The following is an 18,279-nucleotide window of genomic DNA, read 5'->3' on the forward strand; positions in this document are numbered from 1 at the left end:
CTTTTGATAGACGTTAATAAATTCGAAAGTATGCAAATTGGTTTAGCATCTCCGGACAAGATTCGTAGTTGGTCTTATGGAGAAGTTAAGAAACCAGAAACTATCAACTACCGTACTTTGAAACCAGAAAAAGATGGTCTATTCGATGAAAGAATTTTCGGACCAACTAAAGACTGGGAATGTGCCTGTGGTAAGTACAAACGTATCCGTTATAAGGGTATTGTTTGTGACCGCTGTGGTGTTGAAGTTACTCGTTCAAAGGTTCGTCGTGAACGTATGGCTCATATCGAATTGGCTGCCCCAGTATCACATATCTGGTACTTCAAGGGTATCCCATCACGTATGGGACTTGTTTTGGACATGAGTCCAAGAAACTTGGAAGAGATTATCTACTTTGCATCATACGTAGTTATCGACCCAGGCGAAACAGATCTAGAAAAGAAACAACTTTTAACTGAAACTGAATATCGTAAGAAACGTGAAGAATTTGGTAACAAGTTCGTTGCTAAGATGGGTGCCGAAGGTATCCGTGATTTACTTAGCCAAGTTGATATGGCTGCTGAAGTTAAAGAACTTCGTGAAACTCTAAAGAGTGCACAAGGTCAAAAACGTACACGTGCTATCAGACGTTTGGATATTTTGAGTGCCTTCCAAAAATCAGGTAACAAACCTGAATGGATGGTAATGGAAGCAATTCCCGTTATCCCACCTGATCTACGTCCAATGGTTCAACTTGAAGGTGGCCGTTTTGCCACTTCTGATTTGAACGATTTGTACCGTCGTGTAATCAACCGTAACAACCGTTTGAAGAGATTGTTGGATCTTAATGCTCCTAACATCATTGTTCAAAACGAAAAGAGAATGTTACAAGAAGCTGTTGATGCTTTGATCGATAATGGTCGTCGTGGCCGTCCTGTTACAGGACCTGGTAACCGTCCATTGAAGTCACTTTCTCACATGCTTAAAGGTAAGCAAGGACGTTTCCGTCAAAACTTACTTGGTAAACGTGTTGATTATTCAGGACGTTCAGTTATTGATGTTGGACCTACATTGAAGTTCTATCAATGTGGACTTCCACGTGAAATGGCTTTGGAATTGTTCAAGCCATTCGTTATGCATGAACTTGTTAAACGTGAAATTGCTTCTAACGTTAAAAATGCTAGAAGAAAGATTGATCGTCAAGATGATGATATCTGGGATGTACTAGAAGACGTTATCAAAGAACGTCCAGTATTGCTTAACCGTGCCCCTACACTTCACAGACTTGGTATCCAAGCCTTTGAACCTGTTTTGGTTGATGGTAAGTCAATGCGTTTGCACCCACTTGCTTGTGAAGCTTACAATGCCGATTTTGATGGTGACCAAATGGCTATCCACGTGCCACTATCAGACGAAGCCCAAGCTGAAGCACGTATGTTGATGCTTGCTGCCCACCATATTCTTGCTCCTAAAGATGGTAAGCCTATCGTTACTCCTTCACAGGATGTTGTTTTAGGTAACTACTATCTAACAATTGAAACAAGACATATGACTGGTGAAGGTAAGATCTTCAAGGATTCTAACGAAGTTCAAACAGCCTTATTGAATGGTGATATTCACTATCACACAAGAATTGGTATCGCTGTTGATTCAATGCCTAACAAGCCATTCAAGGATGACCAAAGAGATAAGATTATGATTACTTCTGTTGGTAAGGTTATCTTTAACGAAATTCTTCCAGAAGATTTCCCATACTTGAATGAACCAACTGATGACAACTTGATGCACGGTGTTCCTGACAAATACTTCCTTGGCAAAGGTGAAGACATTAACAAACGTCTTGACGAAATGGATTTGATTGACCCATTGAAGAGTGGTTATCTATCAGATATCATTGCCCAAGTATTCAAGATTTATCGTGTTCAAAGAACATCATCATTGCTTGATGACATGAAAGAATTAGGTTACACAATTTGTACACTTTCTGGTTTAACAGTCGGTGTTACAGATGTTCCTAATTTGACTCAAAAACCTGAAATTATTGAAAAGGCCCACAAACAAGTTGCTTCAATTTCTAAGCAATTCCGTCGTGGACTAATCACTGACTCAGAACGACACGATCGTGTTATCAGTGTTTGGAACGATACAAAGGATGAAATTCAACAATTGTTGATTGATTCATTTGATCCTACAAACCCTATCTCAATGATGTCTGATTCTGGTGCCCGTGGTAACATCTCAAACTTTACACAACTTGCCGGTATGCGTGGACTTATGGCTGCCCCTAATGGTGGTATGATGGAAATCCCAGTTATTTCTAACTTCCGTGAAGGCCTATCAGTTATGGAAATGTTCATGTCAACCCACGGTGCCCGTAAAGGTATGACCGATACAGCGTTGAAGACAGCTAACTCAGGTTACTTGACTCGTCGTTTGGTTGATGTTGCGCAAGATGTTATTGTTCGTGAAGAAGATTGTGGTACTGACCGTGGACTTGTTGTAAGTTCAATTATGGAAGGTACAGATATGATCGAACCATTGTATGACAGACTTGTTGGTCGTTATACACAAAAGACAGTTAAAGATCCTAAGACAGGCGACGTAATCGTACCTCGTGGTGTCTTGATGGATGAAACCATTGCTCAAAAGGTTGTTGACGCTGGTGTTACTCACGTTACAATTCGTTCAGCATTCACATGTGATACAAAACATGGTGTATGTAAGAAGTGTTACGGTCGTAACCTTGCTACTGGTGAAGAAGTTGAAATTGGTGAAGCAGTTGGTACTGTTGCTGCTCAATCAATCGGTGAACCAGGTACACAATTGACAATGAGAAACTTCCATACCGGTGGTGTTGCTGGTGGTGACGATATTACACAAGGACTTCCTCGTGTTCAAGAAATCGTTGAAGCTAGAAACCCTAAAGGTCTTGCTATCATTTCAGAAGTTGATGGTATTGTTACATCAATCGACGAAAACCAAGCAGAACACACTAAGGAAATTACTGTCGAAGGTGAAACTGATTCTAGATCTTATAGTGTTCCTTATACATCAAGTGTTGCGGTTGCCGAAGGTGATCACGTTAAACGTGGTGGTAAGTTAACACAAGGATCAATCGACCCTAAGGAATTGATCAAAGTTACAAACGTTCTACATACAGAAAACTATTTGCTTGCTGAAATTCAAAAAGTTTACCGTATGCAGGGTGTTGATATCTCTGATAAGCACTTTGAGGTTATGGTTAGACAAATGCACAGAAAGATCCGTATTCTTGATCCTGGTGACACAGATGTATTGCCTGGTCAATTGATGGATATTGCTCAATTTACTGACCATAACCGTGAAACATTGTTTAATGGTGGTATTCCAGCTACTGGACGTCCTGTCCTTCTTGGTATCACTAAGGCTTCTCTTGAAACAAACAGTTTCTTGTCAGCCGCTTCCTTCCAGGAAACAACAAGAGTTCTTACTGACGCTTCAATTCGTGGTAAGAATGATCCACTTCTTGGACTTAAGGAAAATGTTATTATTGGTAAACTTATCCCTGCCGGTACTGGTATGGCTAAGTACAACCACATGGAACCAAAGAAAGTTGGTCCTATGGCAGATAACTCATTAAATGGTGCCTACACAATTTCTGACATCGAAGCTCAAATGAAAGCTGAAGATGCAGCTAAATCAGAAAAACGTTAATAATTAAAAGACGACCCTCGGGTCGTCTTTTTTTTGTATAATGATAGGGTAGTTGTGAGGTGCCGCCAGAGGCTGGCAGTAATATAGTTCTGCAAGCTTTCGGCTAATGTATTTTTATGTAAAAGGGAAACGTTATGGTAATTAATATTTGCCAGTTTATTTTCAACCATCTACTGATTTGGTGTAGTTGTTTAAATCATTCAGAGTATTAGTGGATTAGTTTGTATTAAAAATCAATTAGTTGGAAGAGCTGAGAATATTCACCGGCTGTGGTTGTGGTGTTAGAGCTTTAGCTCTTACACCACCGGGCGAGTTTGGAGACTTGCCGAACTTGCAAGGCTTCAAACCGAGGCTCGAGACCGTACTTTGGCTCGGACCGGTCCGCATAGCAGGTGAATATTCTCAGCTCTGGAGACGGCAAAGCAAACAATAATTTTGGGGGTTAAGATTTTGCAAAAACAAGAATTAGCTTATCAAGATACTAAATTTAACTTGGATACTTACTGGGTTGATCCGATTGCTGACTTTGGAACGCCAAATAAACGTCCTTTAGCCATCATTTGCCCAGGAGGAGCCTTCAAGTTTCTAACTGACCGTGAGGCTCAACCGATTGCTTTTAACTTCAATTCATTGGGAATGCATGCGGTAGTCTTGGATTATCAATTAGTTGATGATGACCACAGTGTCTATCCGTTAGCTTTACAAGAACTAGCTACAACTTTGAATTGGCTAAAGTCTCAAGAAGAAATTCAACATATTGATTTGAGTAAAGTTGTTTTAGTTGGATTCTCAGCTGGAAGTCATGTAGTAGCTGACTTTAATTCAATTGTGTTGGATCCGGATCAAAAGGATAAAGTTTTCCCTGATGAATTAACTGTTACGCCAGCAGCCAATGTTCTCTGCTATCCCGTGATTGATATGACCATTGGTTGGCCGAAAGATGAGGACTGGGCGATGAAGATTGCTCCCGATATTTATTATTGGCAGGCTCAGGAACACTTAACCAAGCATGGAAAGCCAACATTTATTTGGCAGACTGTGACCGATGCAACGGTACCCGTCATGAATTCAATTTTGTACGCTCAGAAGATGGATATGTTGGGTATTCCTTATGAAATGCATCTTTTTGGTTCCGGAGCCCACGGTTTGGCACTCGGCAACTATGTAACTCAAAACCCCGGTAATGAGGCTAATTTGAATGCATATGATACCAAATGGTGGGAACTATGCGTTAACTGGCTCAAATTACAGGAGATTATACCTAATCGTTAAATCGTAAATATGTTAAAAGATAAGACCATGTAGATGATGCCCGTTGCAATTGCAATGTAGGGGATAAATCTAAATGATCTTTTTTTATTGAATAAAAAGCTAATAATACAAAAAAGGCAAGCTATCATGAGAATCCATAAGGTCATCTTTAAACCTAATATCAGACTGAGGATTGCTAGAATTTCAATGTCGCCTAAGCCAAAGGCATATTTTCGACTTAGCAACAATAGAATAAGGTAGGTCAGCAGGGCGTTCAAAATGTGCAATGGTGTGAGAAATAGTGTTGGGAATATTATCAAATAGGTTGCAGGGTAGATGTATCCGTAGTAGGCATCAGTGAATGCTAAGACGACTAAACCTAGAAATAATGTCAGGTAAATAAAGTCGCCGAAATGGATCATACTCAAAAATATTATGCCACCGATAAATTCCCAAAATGGATGCCAAAATTCAATTTGATTTTTACAGCTCAAGCACTTACCATTGATTATGAAATAACCCATAATTGGGATAATTTCGTACCATCGTAAGATCCTACCGCAGTAATCACAATGTGAACGGCGCGTGACGTCGATTTGCGGATAATCATGTGCAATTACTTTTAGAAAGGAGATAATGCAAGCTCCAAGTATGAAAATGGTAAAGTATAGAAAGTATTTCATTTATATCACCTCAATAGAAATTACGGGGTCTTGTGGATAACTTTTTAAAAATGTTGCATTGACATGGCTTTTTTAAGATGGTATTCTAGTAGACGTGCTTTTATTGGCAGCAATATTAGTTTGTTTATTAAATATAAAGCTCATAACGTACGCCACTCATGTGGTTTATTATTTTACAAAATTATGAACCACCTGGATGTGTGTACTTAAAATTTTTAGGAGGAACTTTGAATGCCTACAATTAATCAATTAGTTCGCAAAGGCCGTAAGTCACAAACTTCTAAGTCCGATGCACCTGCATTGAACTACGGCTACAATAGTATGAAGAAAGTTGCCACAAAGAACCCAGCCCCACAAAAACGTGGTGTTGCAACTCGTGTCGGAACAATGACACCTAAGAAACCTAACTCAGCCCTACGTAAGTATGCCCGTGTTAGATTATCAAACCTTATTGAAGTAACAGCTTATATCCCTGGTATTGGCCACAACTTACAAGAGCACAGTGTTGTCCTTGTCCGTGGTGGACGTGTAAAGGATCTACCTGGTGTTCGTTATCACGTTGTCCGTGGTGCCTTAGATACTGCCGGTGTTGATGGCCGTATGCAAAGCCGTTCAAAATATGGTGCTAAGAGACCTAAGAAATAACATAAAGCAATTATTCTAGAAATAATGTAATAACGGAGGAATTTAATATGCGTAAAGGTAGAGCTCCAAAACGCGATGTTTTGCCAGATCCAATGTACAACTCAAAGCTAGTAACTCGTTTGATTAACCACTTGATGTATGATGGTAAAAGAGGTACAGCTTCATCAATTCTATATCGTTCATTCGATATTATTAAAGAAAAAACAGGTAACGAACCATTGGACGTGTTTGAAGAAGCAATGAACAATGTTATGCCTGTTCTTGAAGTTAAGGCTCGCCGTATCGGTGGTTCTAACTATCAAATCCCTATCGAAGTTCGTCCTGACCGTCGTACTACTTTAGGACTTCGTTGGATCACAAGCTATGCTCGTCTACGTGGTGAACATACAATGGACCAACGTCTTGCAAATGAAATTATGGACGCAGCTAACAATACTGGTGCTGCTGTTAAGAAACGTGAAGATACACACAAGATGGCCGATGCTAACCGTGCATTCGCTCACTATCGCTGGTAGGATCTAGTTTTTAAACTAGTTAATTTGAGAGGAGAAACAATTTTTCATGGCTAATAAACGTGAATTTCCACTAGAAGAAACCAGAAATATTGGTATCATGGCCCATATCGATGCCGGTAAAACTACAACTACTGAACGTATCTTGTACTATACTGGTAAAATCCATAAAATTGGTGAAACACATGATGGTGCTTCACAAATGGACTGGATGGCTCAAGAACAAGAACGTGGTATTACTATTACATCAGCTGCTACAACTGCTGAATGGAAAGGTAACCGTATTAACATCATCGATACACCAGGACACGTTGACTTCACAATCGAAGTTGAACGTTCACTACGTGTGCTAGATGGTGCTATCACAGTTCTTGATGCTCAATCTGGTGTTGAACCACAAACTGAAAATGTTTGGCGTCAAGCTTCAACATACGGTGTTCCACGTATTGTTTTTGTTAACAAGATGGATAAAATCGGTGCTGACTTCGACTACTCAGTTGAAACACTTCACGAAAGACTTCAAGCTAATGCGCATGCTGTTCAAATGCCTATTGGTGCCGAAGACAAATTCGAAGGTGTTATCGACTTGATCGATATGAAAGCCGACCTTTATGATGAAGATGAATTAGGTACAAAATGGGATACTGTTGATGTTCCTGAAGAATATCGTGCCACAGCTGAAAAGAAACGTTCAGAGTTGATTGAAGCTGTTGCCGATGTCGATGATGACATCATGGACAAGTATCTTGAAGGCGAAGAAATCAGTAATGATGAAATTCGTGCAGCTATTCGTAAGGCTACAATCAATTTGAAGTTCTTCCCAGTTCTTGCAGGTTCTGCCTTCAAGAACAAGGGTGTTCAAATGTTGATGGATGCGGTTGTTGATTACCTACCATCACCACTTGATGTACGTCCTTATAAAGCTACTGATCCTAAAGATGATTCAGAAGTTGAACTTATGGCTGACGATAGCAAACCATTTGCTGGTCTAGCATTTAAGATTGCTACTGACCCATTCGTTGGACGTCTAACATACATTCGTGTATATAGAGGTTCTCTAGAATCAGGTTCTTATGTCTTGAACTCAACAAAAGACAAACGTGAACGTGTTGGTCGTTTGCTACAAATGCATTCTAACCACCGTAAGGAAATCCCAGAAGTATTCTCAGGTGATATCGCTGCTGTTATCGGTTTGAAGAACACTACTACTGGTGATTCTCTAACAGATCCTTCAGATCCATTGGTTCTTGAATCATTGGATATTCCAGATCCAGTTATTCAAGTTTCTATCGAACCTAACTCAAAGGAAGATAGAGATAAGATGGATATTGCTATCCAAAAGCTTTCTGAAGAAGATCCTACTTTCCAAGCTGAAACAAATCCTGAAACTGGTGAAACACTTATTGCCGGAATGGGTGAATTACACTTGGATATCATGGTCGACCGTATGAAACGTGAATTCAACGTTGCATGTAAGGTTGGTGAACCTCAAGTTGCTTACCGTGAAACATTTACACAACAAACAAGTGCTCAAGGTAAGTTCGTTCGTCAATCTGGTGGTAAAGGTCAATATGGTGATGTATGGGTTGAATTTACACCTAATGAAGAGGGTAAAGGCTTCGAATTCGAAGACGCTATCGTCGGTGGTGTTGTTCCACGTGAATACATTCCATCAGTTGAACAAGGTTTGAAGGAAGCTATGGAAAACGGTGTTCTTGCCGGTTATCCATTAATCGATGTTAAGGCTAAGTTATATGATGGTTCATATCACGAAGTCGATTCATCAGAAGCTGCCTTTAAGATTGCCGCTTCAATGTCACTACGTAACGCATCTAAGACTGCTGGTGCCGTAATTCTTGAACCTATTATGAAGGTTGAAATTGTTACACCAGAAGAATATCTTGGAGATGTTATGGGACAAGTTACTGCTCGTCGTGGACGTGTTGAAGGAATGGAAGCTCGTGGTAATGCACAACTTATCAATTCTTTCGTACCGCTAGCAGAAATGTTCGGTTACGCTACAACACTTCGTTCAGCAACTCAAGGTCGTGGTACATTTACAATGACAATGGATCACTACGAAAAGGTTCCTAAGTCAATTCAAGCTGAAATTATTAAGAAAAACGGTGGTAACCCTGAAGACTAGTCTTTAGGATGAAACCAAATTAAAGAGAAGATCATTTTGATCTTCTCTTTTTTTGCGTTCTTTTGTATATATTCTACTGCCAATCACTGGTGACCCAAATAAGGCATTTTAAAAATGATTTTCGGTTAAATAAAAAAGACATCAAATCAACCGGTTTTGATTTGATGCCTTCATATACACTGATTTTATATTTTTTAGTAACTAGGATTCTTTATAAAAGGCAACGGTACTTCCTTTGTCGCCAGATACAAAACCAAATTTTTCATAGAAATGTCTAACATTGGGTGCTTCTTCTGTTAACAGCACCTTTTGTCGAATATTTTTATATTTGGTTAACGTCATGGTCATTAGCTTGGTTCCGATGTTTTTATTTTGAAAGTCAGGATGAACCAAAATATCTTGAATATATAATATTGTGTATCCATCACCAACTACTCTAATTAAACCAACCAACTGATCATCATTCCAAGCAGTTATTACTAACAATGAATTATTGATTGCTTTCTGTAATGTTTCTAGGTCGTGGGTATAAGCAAACCATTTAACACTTGAATATAGTTGTTTTAAATCCTTTGTATCAATTTGGATGTTCACTTTGTAATCTATCATTATTAATCCTCCTAATTATTTTTTATAATTAAGAGTTAATCTTTAATCTATTATTCATTTTATATTGCTCCCTTAAGTGAAGTACTCAAAGTATACTGCTATAAGTCCATGTGTAAATGGTTTAAATATTGGGATTGAACATGAAAGTAGATTAACCCAGCCGGAGTAAGCTCAGAAATATAGTATGCAGTGAAGGTTGAGTTAGGACTTTAGTCCTTACTCAACGGACGACTTTGGAGACTTGCTGAACTTGCAAGGCTTCAAATCGAGGCGCGAGACCGTACTTTGGCTCGCACCGGTCCTCACAGCAGACTATATTTCTGAGCTTACGGAAGCGAACATACTTAAAAACTATATTTAAATGACGTGTTTCTTCTATTATAAACAGCAACGAGTAACAGAATGGCTGCTAGTACGAACAATCCGGTCTCAAACACGGTTAAAAGACTGTCAACGATAGTTACCTTACCAGACATCAACTCACCTGAGACACTGAATACTAGCGTATCAAGTAGGGTATGAAAAATCACTGGTACATAGAAGAGGTCAGTATATAAATAGATACCACACATCAACAAGCCCATGCCAAATGCAAAGATTGCTTGATTGACTGTATTGGCCAAACTTTGTCCGGCTGAAACGTTACCCAAATGAATCAAGCCAAAGCAGAGACTACTTATTCCAGCAGCGTAGAAGATTTTATAACGACTATTCTTAAAAGCTACTAATAAGATAGTAAGAAACGCATATCTGAATAATAGTTCTTCAGCGATACCTGCCTCTAATCCACTGAGAATAAATTGTGGTTTCCAGGAGATACCTGAGAAGTTAAAAGTGAAGAATGATTTCAATAAACTATTGCCACCGCCAAAAGCATTCCACATGATGAACCAGATACATACTATTAATAGAGGAATCATAACTTTCAGACTGGCTGCTTTTGACAAGCGCATCTTAGGAAAGTCATATCCCCAGTGGTGCATGATAAATAATGTTAAGACTAGAAACATGATAGCTCCTAGGAAAGCTGAATTAGTGATTGCACCGATAAAAGGATTGAAGTATAGAATTGTGCCATATGTCACGATGCTTGAAGCACCCATGGCAACTACTTCAAATAGAAAGAAGACAATCAATAGTTGCAGTAACTTATTCCTGATTCTTCCATAAAAGACAATCGTGTATGGAATGTACATGACTAGCATTGATACGAGCAACAAGCCAATCGAACTTGGTAGGTTCCAATTGTATAGATGCATCGTGGCATTGATCAAGTAGAAGTATGATTCCGCAATGATAAAAACTTGGAAGAACAATTGAAAAATAAAATTCATCCGCTCGAGAATTTTTTCAGGATTGGGTTTGATGTACAGAGCTAATAGATTAAGAATGATTGGACCGAATAGATATAGGTTCTTTGTTGCAGCACTGTAGCTGAAGATAAAGAGAGCATTCAGGATTACTTGGGTTTTGAACAAAATAAAATAAAATTTATCTTTATTATTTGTTGGAAACCTGTTATTATAACTAAATTCGAGATTATTATTCAAATCACACCTCCACGTTTTCTTTTAGAGTATAGTTGAAAATCAGGTTTTAAGAAAGCGGCAAACAATTAAAAAAAAGTTTGATTTTAACTTGAAAATGTGGAGTTCACCGTGTAGTATTATAAGAGTGCTTATTTCATATAGAAGTATGTACCAAATTGATATTAAAATAATATCGACGGCTTAGAAGTGAGAGGTTGCGACACACCCGGCCGCTTTGCCACGGCAGGGCTGTTGGAAATTTTCACGGAGCCGGTCATCTTGAAAGAGATAAAAAGGAGGTAACCCCATGGCAAGTCAAAAGATTCGCATTCGTTTGAAGGCTTATGAACATCGTATTCTAGATCAATCAGCTGACAAAATCGTGGAAACAGCAAAAAGAACTGGAGCTCAAATTTCAGGTCCAATTCCATTGCCTACAGAACGCTCACTATATACAGTGCTAGCTTCACCACATAAGCACAAGGATTCTAGAGAGCAATTCGAAATGCGTACACACAAAAGACTTATCGACGTTGTTAACCCAACAAAGAAGACGGTTGATTCACTTATGAAGTTGGATCTACCATCTGGTGTTGACATTGAAATTAAATTATAATTATTAAAAATAAATTATTGGAGGTGCAAACATGGCCAGAAAAGGAATTCTTGGTAAAAAAGTCGGAATGACTCAAATTTTCACTGACAACGGTGAACTTGTTCCCGTAACAGTTGTTGAAGCAACACCAAACGTTGTTATGCAACTTAAAACAGTTGAAAATGATGGTTATGAGGCCGTTCAACTAGGTTTTGAAGATAGACGCGAAGTTCTATCAAACAAACCAGCCAAAGGTCATGCAGAAAAGGCAAATACAACTCCTAAACATTACATTCGCGAATTCCGCGATGTTGAAATGGGAGACTATGAATTAGGTGCCAACGTTACAGTTGATACATTTAATTCTGGTGATATTGTCGACGTTACAGGTACAACAAAGGGACATGGTATGCAAGGTAACATTAAGATGTTTGGACAAGCTCGTGGTCCTGAAACTCACGGTTCTAGATATCACCGTATTGCTGGTTCAATGGGTGCTATCATCAACCGTGTCTTCAAGGGTAAGATGCTTCCAGGTGTCATGGGTAACAACCGTGTTACTACACAAAACCTTGAAATCATTAAAGTTGATGCTGAACGTAATGCAATCATGATTAAGGGAAATGTTCCCGGTGCTAACAAATCATTAGTTAAAATTCAAACAGCTATTAAAGCTAATCAAAAATAGGAAGGAGGAACTGAGTTATGACAAAAATCACAGCTTACAAAGATAATGGTGCTGAAAACGGTGCTGTTGAAGTAAAAGACACAATCTTTGGTATTGAACCAAACAACAGTGTTGTTACAGATGCAGTACTTATGCAACGTGCATCAATGAGACAAGGTACTCATGATGTTAAGAACCGCTCTGAAGTACGTGGTGGTGGTAGAAAACCATGGCGTCAAAAGGGTACAGGACGTGCTCGTCAAGGTTCAATTAGATCACCTCAATGGGTAGGTGGTGGTGTCGTATTCGGCCCTACACCAAGATCTTATGCATATCACCTTCCTAAGAAGGTTAGCCGTTTGGCATTGAAGTCTGTACTTTCACAAAAGGCTGCTGACGGTAACGTAATCGTTATTGACTCAATTTCATACGACAAACCAAGTACAAAGGCTTTTGCACAATTACTAAATACAGTAGGTGCTGACAACAAAGCTCTTGTAGTTCTTGAAGATGGTAACGACAACGTTGCTTTATCAGCTAGAAACATTGATAAAGTTACAGTTGTTGCTCCAGAAGGTGTCAACGTACTTGACGTTATTAACGCTAACAAGTTAGTTGTTACACAAGCAGCACTTTCTAAGATTGAGGAGGTGCTTGGATAATGAGCGCAAGAGACGTAATTATTCGCCCCGTTGTAACTGAAAGCTCAATGGATGCTATGAGCGACAAGAAATATACTTTCGATGTTGCCCTAGATGCTAACAAGGTTCTTGTTAGACAAGCTGTTGAAGAAGTTTTCGGTGTTAAAGTTAAACAAGTAAATATCATGAATGTTTCTGGTAAGAAGAAGCGCCAAGGTCGTTATGTTGGTTTTACAGCAAAACGTCGTAAGGCTATTGTTACTCTTACTGCTGATTCAGATGAAATTAAGATTTTTGACGAAGAATAAATAAGGAGGTCCAATAATGGCGATTATCAAGTATAAACCAACCACAAACGGTCGTCGTAATATGACAGGTTCTGACTTTTCCGAGATCACTAAGACAACTCCTGAAAAGACACTTCTAGAATCTCAAAGCCATACTGCTGGTCGTAATTCATATGGTCATATTACAGTTCGTCACCGTGGTGGTGGACACAAACAAAAGTACCGTGTTATTGATTTCAAACGTATTAAAGATGATGTAAAAGCTACAGTTAAGTCAATTGAATATGATCCTAACCGTACAGCTAATATTGCACTTATTCAATATTCAGATGGTGTTAAATCATACATCTTAGCTCCAAAGGGTCTTGAAGTAGGACAAACAATTCAATCTGGTAAAGATGCAGATATCAAACCAGGTAATGCTTTACTACTTTCAGATATTCCTGTTGGTACAACAATCCACAACGTTGAATTGAAGCCAGGCAAGGGTGGCCAATTTGGTCGTTCAGCTGGTACATCAATCCAATTGCTAGGTAGAGATGGAAAGTATTCAATCTTACGTTTGCCTTCTGGTGAAGTTCGCTTGGTTCTTTCAACTTGCCGTGCATCTATCGGTTCTATCGGTAATGAACAACATGAACTTATTAAGATTGGTAAAGCTGGTCGTAAGCGCTGGTTAGGTATGAGACCTACAGTTCGTGGATCAGTTATGAACCCTAACGATCACCCACACGGTGGTGGTGAAGGTAAAGCTCCTATCGGTCATCCATCTCCTATGTCACCATGGGGTAAGAAGACTCTTGGTAAGAAAACTCGTTCAACTCATGCCAAATCTGAAAAGCTTATCGTTCGTCACAGAAAAGGTAAGTAGACTATTCATTAGAATAATTATAAGGAGGACATAAGATGAGTCGTAGTTTAAAAAAAGGACCATTCGCTGATGCACATCTTTTAAAGAAGATCGACGCACAAGCAGATTCTGACAAGAAGTCAGTTATCAAGACATGGTCAAGACGTTCAACAATTTTTCCTAGTTTCGTAGGATATACAATCGCAGTTCATGATGGACGTAAGCATGTTCCAGTTTATATCCAAGAAGATATGGTTGGACACAAGTTAGGTGAATTCGTACCTACACGTACATTCCATGGTCACGCAACAGATGACAAGAAGACAGTTAAGAAATAAGAAGGGAGACTTAAATGATGGCAGAACAAGAAATTACATCTGCAACAGCTAAAGTTACTAACGTGCGTATTGCACCTCGTAAGGCTCGCCTTGTTATTGATCTTATCAGAGGCAAGCAAGCTGCTGAGGCACTTGCAATTTTGCAATTCACACCTAGAGCAGGCTCTCCAATTATTGCTAAAGCTCTTAAGTCAGCAATTGCAAACGCAGAACATAACTTTGATTTAGATGCACAAAACTTATTCGTTAGCGAAGCTTTCGTAGACGAAGGACCAACTCTAAAACGTTTCCGTCCTAGAGCTAAAGGTTCAGCATCACCAATTAACAAGAGAACAAGTCACATTACAGTAGTTGTAAGTGAAAAAGAATAGTATTGGAGGTAACTTGAGTGGGTCAAAAGATTAATCCAGTCGGATTCCGTGTCGGCGTTATCCGTGACTGGGATGCCAAATGGTATGCAAACAATAAAGACTTTTCAACATTTTTACATGAAGACCTTAGAATTCGTAAGTATATTGAAGACAAACTTTCAAATGCTTCTGTCTCAAGAATCGAAATCGAACGTACTGCAAAGAACGTTACAGTTTCAATTCATACTGCTAAACCTGGTATGGTTATCGGTAAGGGTGGTTCTGAAGTTGAAAAATTACGTAATGAACTAAACAATTTAACTAAGAGAAGTATTCACATCAACATCATCGAAATCAAGAAACCTGATCTAGATGCAAAACTTGTTGGTGAAAGTATCGCTCGTCAACTTGAAGCTCGTATTGCTTTCAGACGTGCACAACGTCAAGCAGTTCAACGTTCAAGACGTGCCGGTGCTAAAGGTATCAAGGTACAAATTTCTGGTCGTTTAAACGGTGCCGATATGGCTCGTCGTGAATGGCATACAGAAGGAACTGTTCCTTTGCACACATTGCGTGCTGATATCGATTATGCTTGGGTTGAAGCAAAGACAACTTATGGTAATTTAGGTGTTAAAACTTGGATCTACCGTGGTGAAATTCTTCCTGCAAAGCCACAACATAACAACGAAACAAAAAATGAAGGGAAAGGAGAATAATCTATGCTAGTACCAAAACGTGTAAAACACCGTCGTGAATTCCGTGGAAAGATGCGCGGAGAAGCTAAAGGTGGAAAAGAAGTTGCATTTGGTGAATATGGTTTGAAGGCACTTGATTCAAGCTGGATCACAAACAGACAAATTGAAGCATCTCGTGTTGCTATGACTCGTTACATGAAGCGTGGTGGTAAGGTTTGGATTAAAATCTTCCCTCATAAATCATACACTGCTAAGGGTGTAGGTGTTCGTATGGGTAATGGTAAAGGTGCTCCAGCTGGTTGGGTAGCCCCAGTTAAACGCGAAAAGATTTTGTTTGAAATCGGTGGCGTTTCTGAAGAGGTTGCTCGTGAAGCTTTAAGACTTGCATCACACAAACTACCCGTAAGAACTAAGTTTGTAAAACGTGAGGAAGTAGGTGGCGCTGATGAAGGCTAGTGAAATCAAAGAGCTTACTGCTGCTCAATTGCAAGACAAAGTTAAAGAATATAAAGAAGAACTATTCAACTTGCGTTTCCAACAAGCCACAGGCCAATTGGAAAACACAGCTCGTTTAAAGGCTGTAAGAAAGAACATTGCAAGATTAAGAACAGCTCAAAACCAAAAGAATAACGAAAATTAATAGACAGGAAGGGGACATCAAGTTGAGCGAAACACAAGAAACTCGTAACCGTCGTAAGGTATATCAAGGACGCGTCGTTTCAGATAAGATGGATCAAACAATCGTTGTAGTTGTTGAAACTACTAAACAACATCCAGTTTATGGAAAACGTGTTAGATATTCTAAGAAGTATTACGTTCAAGACGATAACAACGAAGCAAAAGTTGGCGATATTGTACGTATCATGGAAACTCGACCTTTGTCAAAGACAAAGCGCTTCCGTTTATTAGAAATCGTCGAAAAAGCAGTCAAAATCTAGACTATAACTGATGAGAGGAGGGCCTAAACGTGATTCAACAAGAAAGTCGTCTAAAAGTTGCAGATAATTCTGGAGCTCGTGAAATTCTAACAATCAAAGTTCTTGGTGGTTCAAACCGCAAGACAGCTAATATTGGTGATATTATCGTCGCTACTGTTAAACAAGCAACACCAGGTGGCGTTGTTAAAAAGGGTGACGTTGTTAAAGCTGTAATCGTAAGAACTGTATCAGGTGCTCACCGTACAGATGGTTCTTACATCAGATTTGACGAAAACGCCGCAGTTATTATTAATGCTGATAAAACACCTAGAGGAACACGTATCTTCGGACCCGTTGCTCGTGAACTACGTGATAACGATTTTATGAAGATCGTATCCCTAGCACCAGAAGTGCTATAAAAAGAACAATTAAATTCAGGAGGTGCTGATTAGTGTTTGTAAAAACTGGAGACAATGTCAAAGTTATTGCAGGTGACGCTAAAGGCAAGACAGGTGTAGTTAAACAAGCTATTCCTTCTGCTAACAAAGTAATCATCGAAGGCGTTAACGTTGTAAAGAAACACTCAAAGGCAAGCAGCACTCAACCCCAAGGCGGGATTGTTGATGTTGCAAGACCTATTAGCGCAACTAACGTTAAAGTTGTAAGTAAAACAACTGATAAAGAAGATAAATAAGAAAGGAGAAAACTAAATGGTTAACGCATTAAAAGAAAAGTACGTTAGCGAAATCACACCATCAATGATGAAGAAGTTCAACTATTCTTCAATCATGGAAGCACCTAAGGTTGAAAAAATCGTTTTGAACATGGGTGTTGGTGATGCTATTGCTAACTCAAAGAATCTTGACGAAGCTGTTGAAGAATTAGGTTTGATTGCTGGTCAAAAACCTTTGATCACAAAAGCTAAGAAATCAATCGCTACATTCAGACTTCGTGAAGGTATGTCAATCGGTGCTAAGGTTACACTTCGTGGTGACCGTATGTATGACTTCCTTGACAAACTAATCAACATTGCTTTACCACGTGTTCGTGACTTCCGTGGTGTATCAACACGCTCATTTGATGGTCGTGGTAACTACACACTCGGTGTTAAAGAACAATTGGTTTTCCCAGAAATTGACTACGATAAGGTTAACAAAATTCGTGGATTGGACATCGTTATTGTTACAACTGCTAACACCGATGAAGAATCACGTGAACTATTAACTCAAATCGGTATGCCATTCACAAAATAAATAGGAGGTAAATTCATTGGCTAAGAAATCACAAATCGTACGTAATCACAGACCTGCAAAGTTCTCATCACAAGCTTATACACGTTGCGAACGCTGTGGACGTCCACATTCCGTATATCGTAAGTTTAAGCTTTGCCGACTTTGCCTTCGTCAATTGGCTCATGAAGGTCAAATCCCTGGTATGAAAAAAGCTAGCTGGTAAGATTTTTAATATAAAAAGGAGGCAAATCAAATGGTCATGACAGATCCTATTGCAGATTACTTAACACGTATTCGTAATGCAAACATGGTTAAACATGAATCTCTAGACATTCCTGCTTCAAATATCAAGAAGAGTATGTCAGAAATTCTTAAGAATGAAGGATTTATCAAGAATTACGAAGTTATCGAAGATAACAAGCAAAACGTACTTCGTATTTTCTTAAAATATGGTAAAGATCAACAACGCGTTATTTCAGGCTTGAAACGTATTTCAAGACCAGGTCTACGTAGTTATGTTGATTCAGATAACGTGCCAAAGGTTCTTAATGGATTAGGTATCGCTATTCTTTCAACTTCAAAAGGTGTTATTACTGACAAAGAAGCCCGCGCTCAACACGTTGGTGGAGAAGTAATCGCTTATATTTGGTAATATACTTA

At 39.0% G+C, this 18,279-nt stretch carries 24 protein-coding genes; 21 read left to right on the forward strand and 3 right to left on the reverse strand.

Features of this window, described 5'->3' with window-relative positions; all coding sequences use genetic code 11:
• Positions 1-3 precede the first annotated feature (3 nt).
• Positions 4-3,672: a DNA-directed RNA polymerase subunit beta' gene (gene rpoC, locus JP39_RS01830; RefSeq protein WP_041501323.1), complete on the forward strand. Its 3,669-nt coding sequence runs from the start codon at positions 4-6 to the stop codon at positions 3,670-3,672.
• 450 nt (positions 3,673-4,122) lie between these two features.
• Positions 4,123-4,944 carry an alpha/beta hydrolase gene (locus JP39_RS01835; RefSeq protein WP_048699287.1) on the forward strand — a complete coding sequence of 274 codons (822 nt, stop codon included), beginning with the start codon at positions 4,123-4,125 and terminating at the stop codon, positions 4,942-4,944.
• Here JP39_RS01835 and JP39_RS01840 read toward each other — a convergent pair.
• Positions 4,941-5,606 carry a prepilin peptidase gene (locus tag JP39_RS01840; RefSeq protein ID WP_041501324.1) on the reverse strand — a complete coding sequence of 222 codons (666 nt, stop codon included), beginning with the start codon at positions 5,604-5,606 and terminating at the stop codon, positions 4,941-4,943. The two genes, JP39_RS01835 and JP39_RS01840, sit on opposite strands and share 4 nt — an antisense overlap.
• Positions 5,607-5,837: 231 nt before the next feature.
• Here JP39_RS01840 and rpsL point away from each other — a divergent pair, with 231 nt between their 5' ends.
• Genes rpsL through fusA form a run of 3 tightly spaced genes read left to right on the forward strand, consistent with a single transcriptional unit; the run spans position 5,838 to position 8,909 of the window.
• The gene (gene rpsL / locus JP39_RS01845; RefSeq protein ID WP_041501325.1) at positions 5,838-6,251 is read left to right on the forward strand and encodes a 30S ribosomal protein S12; all 414 of its coding nucleotides are present in this window, start codon (positions 5,838-5,840) and stop codon (positions 6,249-6,251) included.
• A gap of 47 nt (positions 6,252-6,298) precedes the next feature.
• Positions 6,299-6,766: a 30S ribosomal protein S7 gene (rpsG, locus tag JP39_RS01850; RefSeq protein WP_041501326.1), complete on the forward strand. Its 468-nt coding sequence runs from the start codon at positions 6,299-6,301 to the stop codon at positions 6,764-6,766.
• 46 nt (positions 6,767-6,812) lie between these two features.
• Positions 6,813-8,909 carry an elongation factor G gene (gene fusA, locus JP39_RS01855; protein ID WP_041501327.1) on the forward strand — a complete coding sequence of 699 codons (2,097 nt, stop codon included), beginning with the start codon at positions 6,813-6,815 and terminating at the stop codon, positions 8,907-8,909.
• A gap of 201 nt (positions 8,910-9,110) precedes the next feature.
• Here the strand turns inward: fusA and JP39_RS01860 are convergent, their stop codons facing one another.
• Positions 9,111-9,518 (reverse strand): GNAT family N-acetyltransferase, encoded by a 408-nt coding sequence (locus JP39_RS01860; RefSeq protein ID WP_082330620.1) that lies wholly within the window; start codon positions 9,516-9,518, stop codon positions 9,111-9,113.
• A 344-nt stretch (positions 9,519-9,862) separates the two neighbouring features.
• On the reverse strand, positions 9,863-11,068 hold the full coding sequence (locus JP39_RS01865; protein ID WP_041501329.1) for a CPBP family intramembrane glutamic endopeptidase: 1,206 nt from the start codon (positions 11,066-11,068) through the stop codon (positions 9,863-9,865).
• A gap of 286 nt (positions 11,069-11,354) precedes the next feature.
• Between JP39_RS01865 and rpsJ the strand changes: the two genes are divergently transcribed.
• From rpsJ to rpsH, 16 genes are read left to right on the forward strand one after another with little or no spacing between them, the layout of a single operon-like run.
• Positions 11,355-11,663 carry a 30S ribosomal protein S10 gene (gene rpsJ, locus JP39_RS01870; protein WP_010018513.1) on the forward strand — a complete coding sequence of 103 codons (309 nt, stop codon included), beginning with the start codon at positions 11,355-11,357 and terminating at the stop codon, positions 11,661-11,663.
• 31 nt (positions 11,664-11,694) lie between these two features.
• Positions 11,695-12,330 carry a 50S ribosomal protein L3 gene (gene rplC / locus JP39_RS01875; RefSeq protein ID WP_041501330.1) on the forward strand — a complete coding sequence of 212 codons (636 nt, stop codon included), beginning with the start codon at positions 11,695-11,697 and terminating at the stop codon, positions 12,328-12,330.
• Between the two features lie 17 nt (positions 12,331-12,347).
• Entirely contained in the window at positions 12,348-12,971 is a 624-nt protein-coding gene (rplD, locus tag JP39_RS01880) for a 50S ribosomal protein L4 (protein ID WP_041501331.1), read from the forward strand.
• Positions 12,971-13,258 (forward strand): 50S ribosomal protein L23, encoded by a 288-nt coding sequence (rplW, locus tag JP39_RS01885; protein WP_041501332.1) that lies wholly within the window; start codon positions 12,971-12,973, stop codon positions 13,256-13,258. The genes rplD and rplW overlap by 1 nt, the downstream gene beginning before the upstream one ends.
• 16 nt (positions 13,259-13,274) lie before the next feature.
• Positions 13,275-14,108, forward strand: a complete 834-nt coding sequence (gene rplB / locus JP39_RS01890) for a 50S ribosomal protein L2 (RefSeq protein WP_041501333.1) — start codon at positions 13,275-13,277, stop codon at positions 14,106-14,108.
• A 35-nt stretch (positions 14,109-14,143) separates the two neighbouring features.
• Positions 14,144-14,425, forward strand: coding sequence for a 30S ribosomal protein S19 (gene rpsS, locus JP39_RS01895; RefSeq protein ID WP_041501334.1), 282 nt, complete (start codon positions 14,144-14,146; stop codon positions 14,423-14,425).
• A gap of 17 nt (positions 14,426-14,442) precedes the next feature.
• Positions 14,443-14,796 (forward strand): 50S ribosomal protein L22, encoded by a 354-nt coding sequence (gene rplV, locus JP39_RS01900; RefSeq protein ID WP_041501335.1) that lies wholly within the window; start codon positions 14,443-14,445, stop codon positions 14,794-14,796.
• A gap of 17 nt (positions 14,797-14,813) precedes the next feature.
• Positions 14,814-15,491, forward strand: a complete 678-nt coding sequence (rpsC, locus tag JP39_RS01905; RefSeq protein ID WP_041501336.1) for a 30S ribosomal protein S3 — start codon at positions 14,814-14,816, stop codon at positions 15,489-15,491.
• A gap of 3 nt (positions 15,492-15,494) precedes the next feature.
• Positions 15,495-15,926 (forward strand): 50S ribosomal protein L16, encoded by a 432-nt coding sequence (rplP, locus tag JP39_RS01910; RefSeq protein WP_041501337.1) that lies wholly within the window; start codon positions 15,495-15,497, stop codon positions 15,924-15,926.
• Positions 15,916-16,110, forward strand: a complete 195-nt coding sequence (rpmC, locus tag JP39_RS01915; protein ID WP_041501338.1) for a 50S ribosomal protein L29 — start codon at positions 15,916-15,918, stop codon at positions 16,108-16,110. The genes rplP and rpmC overlap by 11 nt, the downstream gene beginning before the upstream one ends.
• Before the next feature lie 22 nt (positions 16,111-16,132).
• Positions 16,133-16,408: a 30S ribosomal protein S17 gene (gene rpsQ / locus JP39_RS01920; protein WP_041501339.1), complete on the forward strand. Its 276-nt coding sequence runs from the start codon at positions 16,133-16,135 to the stop codon at positions 16,406-16,408.
• Positions 16,409-16,437: 29 nt separating this feature from the next.
• A complete protein-coding gene (gene rplN / locus JP39_RS01925; RefSeq protein WP_025084417.1) occupies positions 16,438-16,806 on the forward strand; it encodes a 50S ribosomal protein L14 in 369 nt (122 codons plus the stop codon).
• A gap of 32 nt (positions 16,807-16,838) precedes the next feature.
• Complete coding sequence (gene rplX / locus JP39_RS01930; protein WP_041501340.1) at positions 16,839-17,081, forward strand: 50S ribosomal protein L24; 243 nt, start codon at positions 16,839-16,841, stop codon at positions 17,079-17,081.
• Between the two features lie 16 nt (positions 17,082-17,097).
• Complete coding sequence (gene rplE, locus JP39_RS01935; protein WP_041501341.1) at positions 17,098-17,640, forward strand: 50S ribosomal protein L5; 543 nt, start codon at positions 17,098-17,100, stop codon at positions 17,638-17,640.
• Between the two features lie 16 nt (positions 17,641-17,656).
• On the forward strand, positions 17,657-17,842 hold the full coding sequence (locus JP39_RS01940) for a type Z 30S ribosomal protein S14 (RefSeq protein WP_010018530.1): 186 nt from the start codon (positions 17,657-17,659) through the stop codon (positions 17,840-17,842).
• A gap of 30 nt (positions 17,843-17,872) precedes the next feature.
• Entirely contained in the window at positions 17,873-18,271 is a 399-nt protein-coding gene (gene rpsH / locus JP39_RS01945) for a 30S ribosomal protein S8 (protein WP_041501342.1), read from the forward strand.
• Positions 18,272-18,279 lie beyond the last annotated feature (8 nt).

It is taken from the genome of Companilactobacillus heilongjiangensis (genome assembly GCF_000831645.3).
In the GTDB taxonomy this organism is placed as follows: domain Bacteria; phylum Bacillota; class Bacilli; order Lactobacillales; family Lactobacillaceae; genus Companilactobacillus; species Companilactobacillus heilongjiangensis.